The sequence below is a fragment of the Acinetobacter sp. CY05 genome, assembly GCF_059515805.1.
The window spans coordinates 15,987-31,992 of record NZ_JCAKMW010000026.1 but is presented as its reverse complement, the minus strand read 5'-3'; the positions used below and the strand labels follow the sequence as shown (position 1 = coordinate 31,992).

Genomic DNA, 16,006 nt, shown 5'->3' with positions numbered 1-16,006 from the left:
CACGGTGGCGCCAGCTTCACTTTTGCCCGTAATCGTACGATTATCTTTCTCTAATTTCTGTGTCAGTTGAGTAGGTGCTGTTGTGTCAGCAACTATAATGCTCTCTACATGCGAAGTATTGCCAGCTTTATCCTTCGCGCTAAGATCGATTTTCTCACCATTGGTATAGGCTTTGTTAAGCTTTAAAACATAATAACCATTGGCATCAGCAACCGCTTTACCTACTGATCTATTATTGATCATCGCAGTGACTGTTGCACCTGCCTCAGTTTTCCCTGTAATCGTTCTATTATCAGCACTTAGGCTTAAAGTCAGTTGATCAGGTGCTGTCGTATCTTTAACAGTAACGCTATTCACCTTACTTTGATTACCCGCCTGATCTTGAGCAAATAATTCTACCTTCTCACCATTGCTAAAGAGTTGATCAAGGTAAAGGCTATATTTACCATCTTTAGCAACTTGTGCTGTGCCAACAACTTTGCCCGCAACAGTGGCAATCACGGTGGCGCCAGCTTCACTTTTGCCCGTAATCGTACGATTATCTTTCTCTAATTTCTGTGTCAGTTGAGTAGGTGCTGTTGTGTCAGCAACTATAATGCTCTCTACATGCGAAGTATTGCCAGCTTTATCCTTCGCGCTAAGATCGATTTTCTCACCATTGGTATAGGCTTTGTTAAGCTTTAAAACATAATAACCATTGGCATCAGCAACCGCTTTACCTACTGATCTATTATTGATCATCGCAGTGACTGTTGCACCTGCTGTTACAACCCCAATAATTGTACGCTCATCTTTCATCATGATTTATTGACACGTTTAATTGAATTTATTATTGGCATAATACTTCACTTTTCCACTATAAAATGAGACATATAACCAATAATTAGTCAATTGACGGACTATTTTTCTAATATAAATATCTGAAAAATTGATATAAAGAAATTCAAAAACCCTTTATCCAGAAAAATGTATAGTTTATTGATACAGCTAAACATAGCTGATTATAACCAATTCATTATCTTATTTACTCTAATAAGATCGCATAACATTCGTCACATTGACTTGTACAATTTGCCTTGTATGCTAGAGAGGCTGAAAAATAAATAAAAGTATGTGTAGGAACACTCAAATGACTCCAACAATACGTCTCAAGGATTGGGACAAGAGTTCACCCGGTATTTCCGAAATTTCATCGAGATTACGTTTCTCATTTGAAACTGGGCAAATTTGGCTAGATGAAGAACGTATGATGCTGATGCACTCTTCATCTCTCATCGCACTACGTAAAGAACTAATCGATACTTTAGGGTTAGAACGTACACGTGGAGTTCTTACTCGGATTGGTTATGCTGCAGGATTAAGAGATGCCGAAATTGTTAAATCAAGCTACCAAAATCTAAGTGACTTAGAACTGCTCCATAAAGGTCCTTTACTACATGCTTTAGAAGGGATGGTCAAAGTAGATGTCAATGCTGTAGAAATTGATATTGAAAATGGACATTATTATATTGATGCTATCTGGCGTAACTCTTTAGAATATCAAATTCATCAAGACTTTGTAGCGCCTGATCAAACGGCAGTGGCTTGGAGTGAACTCGGACATGCGACAGGCTATGTCAGTGGCATTATGAATCGCTTTATTTTACATAAGCAAATTGAGATAACTCCTCAAGGCCCTCGCTTTGTTGGCAAGCCTTTGGATGAGTGGGATGATGTTTCTGAAGAATTACAATATTATCAAGCAGATTCTATTGTTGAACAACTAATAGCTTTACAAAGCCAAGTTGAAGACTTAAAAAAAGCCCTTCCAAAGCCAGAACTTCCAGTCGATTTGATTGGTGAATCAGCTCAATTTAAAGAGGCGTGGGCACTCGCAGAACGTGCTTCTTCAAGCCCTGTGACTGTTCTGTTACTCGGTGAAACTGGTGTAGGTAAAGACGTCTTTGCCAATGCAATCCATCATGCGAGCCCACGTGCACAGCAGCCTTTCATCGCAGTGAACTGCGGTGCTTTACCTAACGAGTTAATCGAGTCAGAGTTATTTGGTATAGAAAAAGGTGCTTATACTGGCGCACAAACCTCACGGGCTGGACGTTTTGAAAGAGCCGACGGTGGAACACTATTTTTAGATGAAGTGGGTGAACTGAGCATGGCCGCCCAAACCCGTTTACTGCGTGCTCTGCAATCGGGTGATATTGACCGCTTAGGCAGTAGCGAAACGCGTAAGGTCAATGTTCGAGTGATTGCCGCAACTAACGTTGATCTCGCTGAAGCTGTTGCTAATGGCACATTTAGGAAGGATCTGTATTATCGTTTAAATGTTTTTCCTGTTTCTATCCCCCCTTTACGCGAACGTAAATCAGATATTTTGGCGCTAGCACAACGTTTTATCGATAAATTTTCTTTGCGTGAAGGTAAACGTATTAAGGGCTTAACGGATAAAGCCATCCATGCGCTTAAATCACATGATTGGCCAGGCAATATTCGTGAGCTGGAAAACGTGATTGAAAGAGGCATGATCTTAGCGCATCAAGATAGCTTTATCGATGCAACCATGTTATTCCCACCGTCTTACACTACGCTGCTCAATGAAAATATCAACATGTTGAATTACGAGGGCAAAATCACCCAGGTCCCGGACCCATCCTTAGAGGATCTCATGCAGCAACTGCTCGAGAAAAATATTACTTTAGAATCAATTGAAAATTTATTTGTCAAAACTGCTGTGGAAAGAAGCCAAGGTAACCTATGTGCTGCGGCACGTTTGTTGGGTATTAGTCGTGCTCAAATGGGTTATAAATATAAAAAACTAGCTTAAGCACATCACATTAGTTATAAAAAAGCAGCTTAATCAGCTGCTTTTTTATTAGGTGCTGGGCTGCGATTTGAGCATATTTAGAGCTACATCCACAATCATATCCTCTTGGCCACCGACCATACGACGCTTGCCTAATTCAACCAAAATATCAAAGGCCGATAGACCATATTTTGCCGCCGCCGTTTCAGTATGACGTAGAAAACTTGAATAGACGCCTGCATAACCTAAGGCTAAAGTTTCTCGATCTACGCGTACCGGTCTTTCTTGTAATGGACGTACAATATCTTCTGCAGCATCAATCAGTTTTTTAACATCACAGCCATGGTTGAGTCCCATACGTTCAACTGCAGCAATAAATACTTCAAGCGGTGCATTACCTGCCCCTGCACCCATGCCCGTCAGACTGGCATCAATACGATTGCAGCCATGTTCGAGTGCCACAATACTATTGGCCACCCCTAAACTTAAATTATGGTGGGCATGCATTCCTGTTTCAGTTTCAGGTCTTAACGCAGCTTTCATGGCTTTAAAGCGCGCTGCGATGTCATACATGTTCATGGCACCGCCTGAATCCACCACGTAAATACATTGTGCCCCATAACTTTCCATCAACTTGCCTTGTTGGGCCAAACCTTCTGGACTATTCATATGGCTCATCATTAAAAAGCCAACAGTATCCATGCCTAATTCGCGCGCATATTCAATATGTTGTTTGGAGACATCCGCTTCTGTGCAGTGAGTCGCTACACGTACCACTCGTGCACCCGCATCATAGGCCGCTTTTAAATCATGAATGGTTCCAATCCCCGGCAGCAATAAAGTGGCAACTTTGGCCTGTTTGACCTCACTGGCAACAGCTTCAATCCAATCTAAATCGGTATGGGCAGCAAAACCATAATTAAAGCTTGAACCTTGTAAGCCATCGCCATGTGCGACTTCAATGCTATCTACCCCTGCTTCATCGAGCGCGCGTGCAATCTGACGCACTTGCTCCAGTGAATATTGATGCCGAATGGCATGCATACCATCGCGTAAGGTCACATCAGAAACATAAATTTTACGTTGTGGATCGATCATCTTAGGCCTCCGCTGTGAGCGTATATGGGTGTTTAAAATGCGACTGTGCCAAGCGCTCAGCCGCAGCGAGTGCTGCGCTGGTCATAATGTCTAAGTTACCCGCATAGGCAGGTAAGTAATGTCCTGCGCCTTCAACCTCGAGGAAGATCGAGACTTTTAAACCGCTGAGTTGACCTAAACCTGGAATATTTAACGGATGATATGGGTCAAACTCTTCAAACTGCACCTCCTGTTTCAGGCGATAGCCCGGCACATAAGCTTGTACTGCTGCGGCCATCTCTTGAACCGATTGACGAATTGCGGCTTGATCTGCACCCAATTCTGCCAAGCAATACACTGTATCCCGCATCATGAGTGGTGGTTCAGCAGGATTCATGATAATAATCGCCTTGCCTCGTTGGGCACCACCGACTTGTTCAATCGCTTTAGATGTAGTCTCAGTAAATTCATCAATATTGGCACGGGTTCCAGGCCCTGCAGATTTACTGGCAATCGAGGCAATAATTTCTGCATAGTGCACTTTGGCTATTTTCGACACCGCATGCACCATCGGAATGGTCGCTTGCCCACCACACGTCACCATATTGATATTTTGTGCATTTAAATGTTGCTCTAAATTCACCACAGGCACCACATAAGGACCAATCGCAGCAGGGGTTAGATCAATCACCTGAATACCATGTTGCTGTAACACGGCATTATGATGCGCATGTGCACCTGCTGAGGTCGCATCAAAAACAATTTTAATGTCTTTAAAGCTCGGTAGCTTCAGGAGTCCTTCAATACTGTCTGCCGTAACCTCGAAACCAAAGCGAGCAGCACGCGCCAGTCCATCGGAATGTGGATCAGCACCAACCATGGCAGCCAATTCGACATACTGTGCATTGCGCATCAATTTGATCATTAAATCAGTGCCAATATTGCCTGAGCCAATGATGGCACATTTTATTTTTTCCATCGTTATTATCCTTCTTTCTTTATACTGATAGGCTCATTCACTAAATCGTGCAGTCACTTTGCCCAACCCTTCGATCTCAGCGGTATAACACTGTCCAGCTTCAACTTTAACCATAGGACCTAAAGCGCCTGTCAGGACAATATCTCCAGCTTGTAGCGGTCGACCACGTTTAAGCATCTCATTGGCGAGCCAAATCGCGGCGTTCAGGGGGTGATCTAAGCAGGCTTTACCTTGACCCTCAGACACAATACCTTCAGCACAGCGCATCTGCATAGCACAATTGACCCAGTCAATCTCTGTTGCTACGACTTGATTCCTACCTAAGACAAAGGCAGCTGAAGATGCGTTATCCGCCACAGTATCAAGCAGTGAAATATTCCAATTCTCGATCCGACTGTCCACAACTTCAATCGCTGCTACAACATAATCAATCGCCGCCAGCATTTCATCGATGCTGTGAACAGTGTGATCAAGATCTGCTTTGAGAACCAATGCAATTTCTGCCTCAACTTTGGGCTGAATCAGTTTGCCTGTAGGAATCATCTCACCATCAGCATAAGCCATATCGTCAAATAGCATGCCAAAATCAGGAGAGTCCACACCCAATTGTTGCTGCACGGCGAATGATGTGAGACCAATTTTCTTACCGACTAAACGTCGACCTTGCTTTAAAGCGTGTTGGGTATTGATCGCCTGGATCTGATAGGCGTGATCAAGATTAGCCTGTTGGCCCAATTGCTCACGTACAGGTGAAATTGCATTTACGTTTAACTCAGCTTGCAAAAGTTGGTCTGCACAGTGTTGTAAAATTGCTTGCATTAACATTCTCCTAAAATGACCATACAAATTTCAACCATGTTGCATCACCCTTAGGTCGATTCTTAACTTCAGTCTCAGTCAAATATTTTGCTTCTAATGCCCAACCGTCTTTTTGATAAGCAACTGCTGGCCCATAGGCGAGCGCTTGTCCTTTAAATCCAATATCCACATCTTGTTGTTGATCATCTGTAAATTGCTTAAAGGCATAACCTTGTAGACCGACTAACCAGTGCGGTGTGACTTTATAGCCAACGTTATAATCAGCAGCAAAGTAGTCGCCAGATTGATATTGTGTGTCATCATTTTCAGTATTAAAACTATAAGAAAACTTGGTTGAAATGTCCCAACCTGTAGGATCACTATAGCTATAGGCGAAAATAGGACGGAAGCTATAATGGTTCTTACCTAAATTTGCCAGTCGATTCTGATCATATTTACCCGTTGGAAATACCGTTTCAATTGCCGCTGCCCAGTGATGATGACCTGAATGCCAGCCCAGCATCGGAGCAAATATAAAATCACCAAGACCATGTTCATGATCTGATTGACCGGCCATTTTAAGACGCAAATCCACCAATGGCTGTGCGGCATAAAAACCCAATTGACCACCCAACACTTGCTGTTCAGTCATCCATACCAGACGTGGCACTAAGGCTTTAGCATCAATATCAAAATCTGCAATTAAGGTCCGACCTGAATCATTGACAAATTCGGACGCAGTATAGTTTTGATAATACGTCAGCAGATAAACTCCAGGCGGTGGCAATGCTCCAGCCAAAACGCCCTCTGCACCTAAGGCAAATGAGTCTGCACCATTTTCTGTACTCCAGCCCATTTGGCTATTTAAAGCCAATAGCGCCCCTAAAACTAAGTGGCTAAACTTAATTTTCATATATTGTCCTTTTATTAAAGCGCCTGCTGCGACCTTGCTACAGGCGGAGTCCTTTAGGCTTCGCTGAAGAAGTCTCTGAGCAAACGGGCAAAACGTGCACTATGTTCGATCTGTGCCCAATGACCGCACTCACCAAAGACATGTAATTGTGCATGTGGGATTAACGAAAATAATTGCAAGGATGTATCCAGCGGAATGACTTTATCTTCACGCCCATGAATAATTAAGGTGTCATGCGGCAATTGAGCAATCTGTTCCGCAGGACTCACCAGTGAATCGACCCAACGTTGACGTGGTGCAGGGAACATGGCAGAGAACGATTCTTGGAAACCAGGACGAATACTGGCTTGATAGCGCAATTCAGCTAACTCATCTGTTACTAAAGCTCGACTATGGGCAAAGGTATCCATCAATTTACGCATCGTTTCAAACGAGGGTTCATAGCCCCAAACGTTGTTTAGTCCTTCTGTAATTTCAAAAGGAACACCTACACTACCCATCAGCACCAAACGACGTACGCGTTCTGGATACGCAATCGCAAAGGCTAAGGAAATACTGCCACCAAAAGAGTTACCCACTAAGTCTGCTTGCTCAATGTTTAAGGCATCAAATAAGTCTTTAAGCTGCTGTACCCAAATGTCTTTGTTATAGACCACGCCTGCTGGACGTTCGGTATAACCAAAACCCAGCATATCTGGTGCAAGCACACGGCGATCTTGTGCCAATTCAGGCATAATCAAGCGCCAATTCGCCCATGCGGTCACACCTGGGCCTGAGCCATGCACCATCACCACAGGAAAACCTTTACCTGTATCATGATAATTGGTCAGGAAATTTCCTGTTTGAATGGAATTGACGATTTCTGGATTAACATTAATATTCATTTTTTCATCTCTTATTTTTATCTAAATCGTTAAAGCAATACATACTGCGTTTATTTAAGTCATGACATTAAAGAAGGTTTCACTGAGCTTACGTTCAGTAAAGAAAATTGCGCGTGGTAATTCATCTGCAGTCCACGTCAAGGTTGGACGGTCTGGATACCAAATATAGCCACCACTAAACACTTCATTACGATTGCCCGAAGGATCGAAGAAATACAGTGTTTCACCACGCGTGATACCGTGACGCGTTGGTCCTATTTCATGTGATACATCATGATTGGCGATGGTATCTGCAGCCGATAAGACCTGCGCCCACGATTCAACAAAGAAGGACATATGATGCAATTTACCTTTGTCTGGCGCAAAGATGAATGCAACATCGTGCGGCTTATTACTACATGACATAAAAGCCGCCATCATCGTGTCACCATCGACCACTTGTTCCGCTAAATCGAAACCAAGCACATCTTTAAACAATCGGTAACTGGCTTCAACGCCTTCTCCCATTAAAGCACAATGATCAAAGCGGCTTGGATGAATGCCTCTTAAATTTTGTGCTTGAATGCCAGGATTGGTGGTTGGCATCCCATTACCAAAAATTTCTTTATGTGCATACAGTTCAAATACATGTCCTGTAGGTGCAGTAAAACGAATACGCTCACCGGTTGCTAAGTTTTCACCCGCAGCGATGCGTTCAATCGCCACCCCATAATCTTGTAATGCCTGTGCAAGGCGTTCTAATTCTTGAGCATTGATGACTTTAAACGCCATACAATCCATGCCTGGTGCGTCTGCCTCACGTAAAATCAAACAATGATGGTCATGCTCATCCCAAGCTTTAAGATAAACACGGCCTTGGGCATCCCGCCCCGTTTCAATCAATCCCAATACATTCACATAGTGTTGTACGGATTCTTCTAAATCAAGCACACGTAGTGCCACATGGCCAGGCCGAGAAACAGGTTTATAATTCATGTTGTGACATCCCTTTCATCATCTGCAAGGGCTTCTTGCAGTTTTTAAGTCCTAATACTTCAACATCCAAATCGCTTTTTGGATATAAACGACAAGCTAAGGCATAGCCTTGTTGCAATTCTTCAGCATTCACATGGACGCTGCTCATGCGTTGACAGTCATAATCACCTTGGCTCACTTTAATGCGGCAGATTCCACAACCCCCACCCCGGCATCCAACGGGAATGCCTTTACGGCTGAGCGCTTGCATGCCTTGTAATAAGGTTTGCCCATCAGCACAGTAGAATTGCTCATTTACATTGAGTAATTGAATCAGGTACATGCTCAGCACCCTCCTCATCCTAAATATTCTTAAACAATGGGCTACGTGTTGCCTGATTGGCTGCATCGGCTGCGCTTAAGAATTTTTCCATATGAATATCGCGCTCAAATAAACGCCCTCGCATCAGTGCGCGGATCGATGCTTCAATCATCGGTGGTGGGCCACACAGATAGGCTTTATGATTTCTAAAGTCATTATCAAAGACGCGTATAGCGGCCTCATGCACAAAACCACGCTCACCTGTCCAGTCACTGTCATTGGCTTCATCAGACAGCACGGGTACATAACGTAATTGAGGATGCTTTTCAGCCAAGTCATTAAAGAAATCGTAGTAGTACAATTCTGCTTGGTTTCGCGCGCCCTGTAATAAGGTAATCGCACGCGAATCGCCACTTTCTAGCAGTTCTAAAATCATGGATTTTGGACTGGATAGACCTGAACCTCCGGCAATAAAAATCACAGGATTTGGATCAGAAAAACGCGTATAGAAGCGCCCTAGTGGACCTGAAAATTTAAGTTTTTGTCCAACTTCTAGATCATCATGAATCCATGTGGTGGCAATCCCACCCGGTACACGGCGAATATTCAGTTCAATTAAGTTGCTCTCTGAAGGCGCACTAGCAATTGAAAATGCACGTGGCTCTGATAAGCCCGGTAAATATAAATTAATATATTGTCCAGCTTGAAATTCGATTTCCCCGTCAACACGTAAGAAAATACCCTTGATCGTTGGTGTTAAGTCGACAATTGAGTCAACAGTTGCCTCAAAATCACGTAAAGGAATGACTCTTGCATCTGGATCTTCATCAATTTCCACTTCAATACTTAAATCTGACTGGGGAATCGCGCAGCAAGCCAATGCTTTGCCTTCCGCGCGCTCCATATCCATCAGTGCAAATGGCGAAGCTTCACCGAGGTCAACCTCACCTTCAGTCACTTGTACTTTACATGTTGCACATAAACCATGACCGCAGGCATGGGGCAGCCAAATACCTGCACGTAAGGCTGCATCTAAAATGGTTTGCCCTTCCTCAACTTCAATCGTCTGACCTAAGGGCTCGATGGTTACTTCATACGTCATCTTGCTGCTCCTTATAGTCCATTTAAGCCAGGGGTATGAAAACGTAAGTAAGACTTATGCCCAATATTTAAACTTTCAAAACTGTCCTGTGCTTGAAAATTAAGCGCTTCACGTTGAAAGGTCCATTCCACCGCTGACCAGTCCACGCTGTGCCAATCTGGATGACTGGCAAATACACTTTCATTCAGCTGTGTGTCGATAAAGTTCTGGAATTTCTGCGCTGGATTGACCAATAGCGCAATCGGCGCACTAATGCTTAAATGACCATGCCACTCAACAAAGAGGATTTGCTGACCATCGTATTGATCTTTGGCATCACGAACTTTTCCTTGATAATTCGGTTTTAGGGCGATAACTGACATAAGAATCTCCTAGGTGATGTTTCGTCCTGAACACATCACCTTATTGTTATTTTTAAAGGGTTAAATCAACGTTAATAATTAAATGGTGCTATTGGCTTTTTTCCATTTTTCCCAATTCAATGCATCTGGTGAACTTTCAAACGCACCTGTATCTTGTCCCGGCTCTAAGTAAGACCAGCGTACGATATCTTCAGGTGCAGGACCGCCGGCAATGCCTTTTAAGATTTGTTGAACCGGTAACCATGCTTGCACGTATTTTTCTGGCTCATCGTCAAAAATATCTTTACAGCCATCTGAACAGAACTGATATTTTTCATCTTTATAAATGCTTTCACGTTGGCGAATTACGGTTGGATCATCCACCTCAGTAAAGATCATTGGAATCTGACAGGTTTGGCATAGGCATGGCAAACTGATGTTATACCAACGCTTGCCCTCTTCTTCTTGCTTCTTCCACATGTCAAAACGTGGTTTATAGTGCTGATCAAAGCTATTCGGATACTCTTTAGAGAGCCATTCCTGTTCCTCTTGCGTTGGTACCCATGCGTGTAAACCTGTACCCCAGCAATATTGATAGAACATTGCCCACGCCTGATGGGTAATATGATCTTTTTCTTTGACCGAATCTTCCCAATACTTTGGCATACGAATACCGTAACGCTCAAGATCGGCAAATAATGCACCACCGCTTTGTTCAAAGTAGATTTCCCAGCCTTCACGCCATGACATGATTTTTTTCGGTAACATATAGTCCATCATCATGCCCACTAAGGTCAGTAAGCGGTAACCACGCCAGAACCATTTATCAATCCACTTTTGTACAATCGGTACGTTGTCTGGATCTTGCTCAAGTAAGAATTTAATCGCCTCTAAGCCTAAGGTCATATGACGCGCTTCATCGGATTGTGCAGAGAAACCAAAGGTCACGGTTGCCATATCACCGTTATAAGCGGCTCCAGACATAAATGGCATAAATAATAAGTTGGTCAGTACATATTCAAATGAGAACGAGACAGAGACCAAATATTCAAATGGGCCTGCAGTCATCGCATCGTTGATAAATGACTTTGGCACCGATAAATACCAGAGGCGATCAAAGTTTTGTGGCCATGAATGGAAACCATTAAAGTAACGATTATAATGACTTAAAGTATGCACTTGGGTTTGGCAATGACGCAGTTCATCAATCGCCTGCATCTGACACGCAACACGTGAACTCACGCCACGTAATTGGCGCCCAGCCATAGCAAAGCCACGATGGGCATTATACTCAATTGGGGTCACACCGGTTAAGAACAGTTTGATCGCATTGATATAACGCGCATCTGTGACATTCATATGCCCATTGTTCTGTGCAAAAGCATCGATGATGGCATAGAGCTTACGTTCTTTTTCTGCTTGATACTTCCAATAGGCATCCATCGTCAGACGAAATGGATCTTCCCATTTGTCCCAATCATGAATTTTAATGCCTTCAAACTTGTCGTAGGGAAAGACTTGATCCATGTCCACATAACTGGTTTCCCAACCTAAATCACGGGTCATGAGGGCGTATTTATCTTTTAAATTGAGCTTGCGCTGAGTTTGTGCTGCCGCTTTTGCCTGTATGTTCATTTTTATTCTCCATAATATTGTTTTAGTTCAACCATCCATCGGTTGATATTTCAGCACTATTTAGCCAAACCAACCCACAGTAAAACTGTCTTCGGTTTCATCGATATTTCCAGAAATACTGATCAAATTGATATGAATTTCTTGCAAGTCCCAATCACGTCCTATAATTTCTTCTACCGATGCACGGTAAATGGTCAACTGACCCGGGGCATCAATTTTGACCATGGCTGGATAATATTCAATTTTTGCCTCCGGATTATCTTGCTCAATCGCTTCAATAATCGGACGGGTATCGTCATTGGTTTGAAAAGCCATAAATACATTTTTCATACTGCCGACTCCTTGGCAATTAAACCCATTTTGCTTAAACGTTTATTAAATATTTCTTCGATAATCTCAATGTCATCTGTATTGGCGTCAACGAGCCGTAGAAGTTGATGTACCACTGGACGCACTTGAGCTTGCCATGTTTGGATCCATGCTAAAATTTGGCTACGGTTATGCTCAGACTCAGCTGCCGTGGTTTTAATCACCGCATTCACCCATGGTTGGGTCTCATCAAACCATTCATGCATAAATGAGGTGAGTAAACTCATCGCTGATGCGCCGTGTGCAATAAATTCACGATCAATAATATGTTTGAGCAATGGATAGATATAACCATCGAATACTAAGTTTTGTGCCACAAACAGTTCATACCAATCTTTAACGATAAACATCTGCTCTACGCTTTCACGTAGCGGTTGCCATGCTTGATGTGCTAACCAATTTTGTTTGGCCTGTTCTAAAGAGGTTCCTTGATTGCCATCTAGTAATAAGCCAATACGAGATAGATACTGTGCTGACCCCAAACGATCCATGGTGGCAAACATCGTGGCATTGGTTAAGGTCGCCCCATAGGCATAACCCGTAATAAAGCTGTTGTTCATATTGGCACCCCACTCGTAATGACGTAATGGGATCAACAGTTGCTCAGCCTTATGCAATAAATCCGCGGCAATCGTATTTAACACTTGATTTTTTTCAACAAAATTAAAGTTGCTCTCCATAACTTCTTGCTGACGAGCACGGGTTTGTGTGTATGTGCCATAGTACAATTGGCGTGGATCTTTTAAGGCATACCAATCCTGCATTTGAATGACAGTACGATTAGTATCAAAGATTTCATGTTCAGGCTGCCATAATGGACGGTAATGAAAATTAATTTCTTCCTGAATATCGTAGCTAGCCTCTTGATAACGTGATGCAACCTTGTCGCCAAAACGTTTCTCAACATACGCATAGGTGTTACGAATAGGTTTCACACCTGAAGTTTTAATATCAATTTGCATGTAAGATCTCCCTGATCTTATAACGATTTATTTATTCTGTTATTCCTGGCTGTCCAAAACGCCATTTCATCCGTTCATATTCAAGTTTGCACACTTCATCTGCAGTTAAATATTGCACTTGATGTTTGGCACAAAACTCTTCAAAAGCCTGCACTGGCATAATCATCTCTACAGCAAGCTCTGGGTCACCTATCGAAAACTCAAACTCGATAAATTTATTCCGCTGCGTGCCTGTGACATGAATAAAGCATGTCGGCTGGGTCACATGATCCTGTTGCATAATGCAATCCCTTTGTCCTTGTACTTAAGATTTTGCAAAGGTCATGCCAACTTAAATTTTATTTAAATTTCAATAACTTAAATTTTTAGTGCAAAAATTATATTTAAATATTTGAGAATTTTATGAAGTCGATTATTGAGACTTTAGAATTTTATGAAGTGGGGCGGCCTTATCCAAGTAAGCAGTCGAAAAAAAAGCCTGAATCAAGTTCAGGCTTTTTTTCAGACAGATTGACTAAATGACGGCATCGATATAGCCCATATAAGGATCAGAAATCGAATCTTTGCCTGTTTCGACACGACCAGCAAAACGGCGTAAATACGAAGGATCATCGACTAGACTGACACTAAAGTCATACCATCCTCCAAAGTCTTCCATATCCCAATCCAAACTATTTTCATTAACAGCGGTCTCGATCTGCCATGATTGCTGTGCGAGGTAAGCATTGGCTTGTACCCGTAATTTCACTGGCTGCTTGCCATCATGACGGACTTTTAATTCAATTTTGGGAGCACAGTCTGAGACACAAATGCGAATCTCTGGCAAAGCTTGCTGCTGTAAGCTTTGGCTTAAGTTACCTTTAAAGTGTCGATGGAAACCATTCGGTCCCAATACCCATAAATCATAGTCCGGATTGACTGGCCAATGATCCGCCAGTTGCTTACCTGCTTCCACCATAAAGCGCTTTGGTATTGCTGTGAGATTCAAGCGATCATACACATGGAAGACGGCAGCCTGTGTTCCCGTATTAGAAAACATCAATTCTACACTTTGTGTCGTAACGTCCACTTTCGCACTGGTATGCAAGATATAAGGCAAAGCACGTGATAGACGAACCCCCACCTCTTGTACTGGCATGATTTGTCCTTCTGGTCTAGAGACTTGTGGCAAGTTGGCTTGAGCTTGTCGAATCGCATCGGCTTCTTGCTTGGTTCGCTTACCGTCTAAAGAAGGAATCTCCATAATATTTGGATTTTTAAAATCGAATGCTGTAGTTAAGTCACCGCATACAGCACGGCGATAAGGGCTGATGTTATTTTCTTGCACACCAAAACGTTGCTCTAAAAAGCGTAAGATCGAGGTGTGATCAAATACTTGTGAGTTAACCCATCCCCCTCGACTCCAAGGTGAAATAACGTACATTGGCACACGTACCCCTGGCCCATACACCCGCCCATCCGGTTGCGGTTGCGATTTAGCACTCTCTACCGCAGGGTGATCAAAGTACTCATAAGACATCTGCTGATCCGTAAGCGTGGTCTTACCTTGTGGTACGCCTTTTTCATCACGTGACGGTGCACTTGGCGATGGAACATGGTCAAAATAACCATCATTTTCATCAAAATTCACCAAGAATACCGTCTGACTCCAAACATCTGGATTTTCAGTTAAGGCGTTAAGTACCTCTTGAATATACCAAGCGCCTTGTACGGGGCTCGATGGTCCAGGGTGCTCGCTATAGGCTGCAGGTGCAACAATCCAGCTGACTTCTGGGAGTTTTCCTGTGGCAATATCTTCTTTTAAGCTTGCTAAGAACCCTCCGTCTGGCATCGTGTTGGCAATGCCTTTATATAACGGTTGATGGGCATCGATTTGTTCATCATAGCTAGGGCTTACAGTATCGCGATGACTGACTGGCTGACCAGACAGCTCATTGGCACGTCGGTATTGTTTAAAACCTGCCAGTGGATTATCGGTAAAGTTATCAGGCATACTTTGATAGACTTTCCAACTCACCCCTGCTTGTTGCAAGCGTTCAGGATAAGTCATCCACTCATAACCTGCATTTGAGGCACCAATTGAGTCAAACTCATTCACCACACTGGCCACATTTGCACCCGTAGGGCCATTGGTTCCTGTCCAAATAAATTTGCGATTGGGATTCGTGCCTGCATGCATCGCACAATGATAGGCATCACACAAAGTAAAGGCATTCGCCAGTGCAAACTGAAACTCTACTTCTTGCTGTTTATAGTAACCCATCGATTGTGGCTGTTTATGTTTGACCCAATCCCCCATACGGCCAGCATCCCATGCATCTTGGCCATCTTTCCAAGAATGCGGCGTACCTTTGACACGCTGTGCATTACCTAAACGACTGTCCAAATGATAAGGTACAACAATCTCTTGGTGCTGATCATATTGTTGCCATACTTTACGCTGGTCAGTTAGGGGAATTGTAAAACGATCCCCAAACCCGCGTACCCCTTTCAGTGTACCAAAATAGTTATCAAAAGAACGATTTTCTTGGGTCAAGATCACCACATGTTTGACGTCTTGAATTGTCCCTGTTTCAACCTTGGCATCAATGGCAAACGCTTTTTGAATACTTATTGGTAAGCTGGCCAACATTGCAGTACCAGATAATGTTTTTAAAGTATTTAATAAAAAATCACGACGATTCATATATCACCCTCTTATTTATTGTTATGGTGCACAGTGTGCTGTCTGACAGGCGGATGGTGGAGTCGGCTGAGTAGACTGACTGTCTTGATCGTCATTACATGCACTGAGCATGCCGCCTATACATAACAATAAAATGGCAAAAGATTTTGGCATAAAAATATCTGGTAAAAAAAAGGTGCTCTTAGTC

At 43.0% G+C, this 16,006-nt stretch carries 17 protein-coding genes; 1 reads left to right on the top strand and 16 read right to left on the bottom strand.

Annotation, left to right across the window (positions count from 1 at the left end):
• Positions 1 to 801, bottom strand: an 801-nt coding sequence (locus AC5YCD_RS13880; RefSeq protein WP_496130595.1) for an Ig-like domain-containing protein, incomplete at its 3' end; no start/stop codon positions are given.
• A 328-nt stretch (positions 802 to 1,129) separates the two neighbouring features.
• Between AC5YCD_RS13880 and AC5YCD_RS13875 the strand changes: the two genes are divergently transcribed.
• Positions 1,130 to 2,818: a sigma 54-interacting transcriptional regulator gene (locus tag AC5YCD_RS13875; protein WP_496130594.1), complete on the top strand. Its 1,689-nt coding sequence runs from the start codon at positions 1,130 to 1,132 to the stop codon at positions 2,816 to 2,818.
• Between the two features lie 48 nt (positions 2,819 to 2,866).
• Here AC5YCD_RS13875 and dmpG read toward each other — a convergent pair whose 3' ends face one another.
• The 15 genes from dmpG to AC5YCD_RS13800 form a co-directional block, all read right to left on the bottom strand.
• The gene (gene dmpG, locus AC5YCD_RS13870; protein ID WP_496130593.1) at positions 2,867 to 3,895 is read right to left on the bottom strand and encodes a 4-hydroxy-2-oxovalerate aldolase; all 1,029 of its coding nucleotides are present in this window, start codon (positions 3,893 to 3,895) and stop codon (positions 2,867 to 2,869) included.
• 1 nt (position 3,896) lies between these two features.
• Positions 3,897 to 4,853, bottom strand: a complete 957-nt coding sequence (locus tag AC5YCD_RS13865; RefSeq protein ID WP_496130592.1) for an acetaldehyde dehydrogenase (acetylating) — start codon at positions 4,851 to 4,853, stop codon at positions 3,897 to 3,899.
• A gap of 33 nt (positions 4,854 to 4,886) precedes the next feature.
• The gene (locus tag AC5YCD_RS13860) at positions 4,887 to 5,678 is read right to left on the bottom strand and encodes a 2-keto-4-pentenoate hydratase (protein ID WP_496130591.1); all 792 of its coding nucleotides are present in this window, start codon (positions 5,676 to 5,678) and stop codon (positions 4,887 to 4,889) included.
• Positions 5,679 to 5,682: 4 nt separating this feature from the next.
• Entirely contained in the window at positions 5,683 to 6,564 is an 882-nt protein-coding gene (locus AC5YCD_RS13855) for a SphA family protein (RefSeq protein ID WP_496130590.1), read from the bottom strand.
• Positions 6,565 to 6,617: 53 nt separating this feature from the next.
• Positions 6,618 to 7,448: an alpha/beta fold hydrolase gene (locus AC5YCD_RS13850; protein ID WP_496130589.1), complete on the bottom strand. Its 831-nt coding sequence runs from the start codon at positions 7,446 to 7,448 to the stop codon at positions 6,618 to 6,620.
• A 54-nt stretch (positions 7,449 to 7,502) separates the two neighbouring features.
• Positions 7,503 to 8,423, bottom strand: a complete 921-nt coding sequence (locus AC5YCD_RS13845; protein WP_496130588.1) for a catechol 2,3-dioxygenase — start codon at positions 8,421 to 8,423, stop codon at positions 7,503 to 7,505.
• The gene (locus AC5YCD_RS13840; RefSeq protein ID WP_496130587.1) at positions 8,413 to 8,745 is read right to left on the bottom strand and encodes a 2Fe-2S iron-sulfur cluster-binding protein; all 333 of its coding nucleotides are present in this window, start codon (positions 8,743 to 8,745) and stop codon (positions 8,413 to 8,415) included. Before AC5YCD_RS13840 ends, AC5YCD_RS13845 begins: the two co-directional genes overlap by 11 nt.
• Positions 8,746 to 8,764: 19 nt before the next feature.
• A complete protein-coding gene (locus AC5YCD_RS13835; RefSeq protein WP_496130586.1) occupies positions 8,765 to 9,826 on the bottom strand; it encodes an NADH:ubiquinone reductase (Na(+)-transporting) subunit F in 1,062 nt (353 codons plus the stop codon).
• Positions 9,827 to 9,837: 11 nt separating this feature from the next.
• Positions 9,838 to 10,188: a phenol hydroxylase subunit P4 gene (locus AC5YCD_RS13830; RefSeq protein WP_496130585.1), complete on the bottom strand. Its 351-nt coding sequence runs from the start codon at positions 10,186 to 10,188 to the stop codon at positions 9,838 to 9,840.
• 78 nt (positions 10,189 to 10,266) lie between these two features.
• Positions 10,267 to 11,802, bottom strand: coding sequence for an aromatic/alkene/methane monooxygenase hydroxylase/oxygenase subunit alpha (locus AC5YCD_RS13825; protein WP_496130584.1), 1,536 nt, complete (start codon positions 11,800 to 11,802; stop codon positions 10,267 to 10,269).
• 60 nt (positions 11,803 to 11,862) lie between these two features.
• Positions 11,863 to 12,132: an MmoB/DmpM family protein gene (locus AC5YCD_RS13820; RefSeq protein WP_496130583.1), complete on the bottom strand. Its 270-nt coding sequence runs from the start codon at positions 12,130 to 12,132 to the stop codon at positions 11,863 to 11,865.
• A complete protein-coding gene (locus AC5YCD_RS13815) occupies positions 12,129 to 13,133 on the bottom strand; it encodes an aromatic/alkene monooxygenase hydroxylase subunit beta (RefSeq protein ID WP_496130582.1) in 1,005 nt (334 codons plus the stop codon). Before AC5YCD_RS13815 ends, AC5YCD_RS13820 begins: the two co-directional genes overlap by 4 nt.
• Before the next feature lie 31 nt (positions 13,134 to 13,164).
• A complete protein-coding gene (locus AC5YCD_RS13810; RefSeq protein WP_496130581.1) occupies positions 13,165 to 13,413 on the bottom strand; it encodes a phenol hydroxylase subunit in 249 nt (82 codons plus the stop codon).
• Positions 13,414 to 13,647: 234 nt separating this feature from the next.
• Positions 13,648 to 15,819, bottom strand: a complete 2,172-nt coding sequence (locus AC5YCD_RS13805) for a phosphocholine-specific phospholipase C (protein WP_496130580.1) — start codon at positions 15,817 to 15,819, stop codon at positions 13,648 to 13,650.
• 21 nt (positions 15,820 to 15,840) lie between these two features.
• On the bottom strand, positions 15,841 to 15,972 hold the full coding sequence (locus AC5YCD_RS13800; protein ID WP_496130579.1) for a hypothetical protein: 132 nt from the start codon (positions 15,970 to 15,972) through the stop codon (positions 15,841 to 15,843).
• Between the last annotated feature and the right edge of the window lie 34 nt (positions 15,973 to 16,006).

Bases quoted from the DNA above. Each gene is read 5' to 3' on its own strand.
- AC5YCD_RS13875 (WP_496130594.1), top strand. From the start codon at position 1,130: ATGACTCCAACAATACGTCTCAAGGATTGGGACAAGAGTTCACCCGGT.
- dmpG (WP_496130593.1), bottom strand. From the start codon at position 3,895: ATGATCGATCCACAACGTAAAATTTATGTTTCTGATGTGACCTTACGC.
- AC5YCD_RS13865 (WP_496130592.1), bottom strand. From the start codon at position 4,853: ATGGAAAAAATAAAATGTGCCATCATTGGCTCAGGCAATATTGGCACT.
- AC5YCD_RS13860 (WP_496130591.1), bottom strand. From the start codon at position 5,678: ATGTTAATGCAAGCAATTTTACAACACTGTGCAGACCAACTTTTGCAA.
- AC5YCD_RS13855 (WP_496130590.1), bottom strand. From the start codon at position 6,564: ATGAAAATTAAGTTTAGCCACTTAGTTTTAGGGGCGCTATTGGCTTTA.
- AC5YCD_RS13850 (WP_496130589.1), bottom strand. From the start codon at position 7,448: ATGAATATTAATGTTAATCCAGAAATCGTCAATTCCATTCAAACAGGA.
- AC5YCD_RS13845 (WP_496130588.1), bottom strand. From the start codon at position 8,423: ATGAATTATAAACCTGTTTCTCGGCCTGGCCATGTGGCACTACGTGTG.
- AC5YCD_RS13840 (WP_496130587.1), bottom strand. From the start codon at position 8,745: ATGTACCTGATTCAATTACTCAATGTAAATGAGCAATTCTACTGTGCT.
- AC5YCD_RS13835 (WP_496130586.1), bottom strand. From the start codon at position 9,826: ATGACGTATGAAGTAACCATCGAGCCCTTAGGTCAGACGATTGAAGTT.
- AC5YCD_RS13830 (WP_496130585.1), bottom strand. From the start codon at position 10,188: ATGTCAGTTATCGCCCTAAAACCGAATTATCAAGGAAAAGTTCGTGAT.
- AC5YCD_RS13825 (WP_496130584.1), bottom strand. From the start codon at position 11,802: ATGAACATACAGGCAAAAGCGGCAGCACAAACTCAGCGCAAGCTCAAT.
- AC5YCD_RS13820 (WP_496130583.1), bottom strand. From the start codon at position 12,132: ATGAAAAATGTATTTATGGCTTTTCAAACCAATGACGATACCCGTCCG.
- AC5YCD_RS13815 (WP_496130582.1), bottom strand. From the start codon at position 13,133: ATGCAAATTGATATTAAAACTTCAGGTGTGAAACCTATTCGTAACACC.
- AC5YCD_RS13810 (WP_496130581.1), bottom strand. From the start codon at position 13,413: ATGCAACAGGATCATGTGACCCAGCCGACATGCTTTATTCATGTCACA.
- AC5YCD_RS13805 (WP_496130580.1), bottom strand. From the start codon at position 15,819: ATGAATCGTCGTGATTTTTTATTAAATACTTTAAAAACATTATCTGGT.
- AC5YCD_RS13800 (WP_496130579.1), bottom strand. From the start codon at position 15,972: ATGCCAAAATCTTTTGCCATTTTATTGTTATGTATAGGCGGCATGCTC.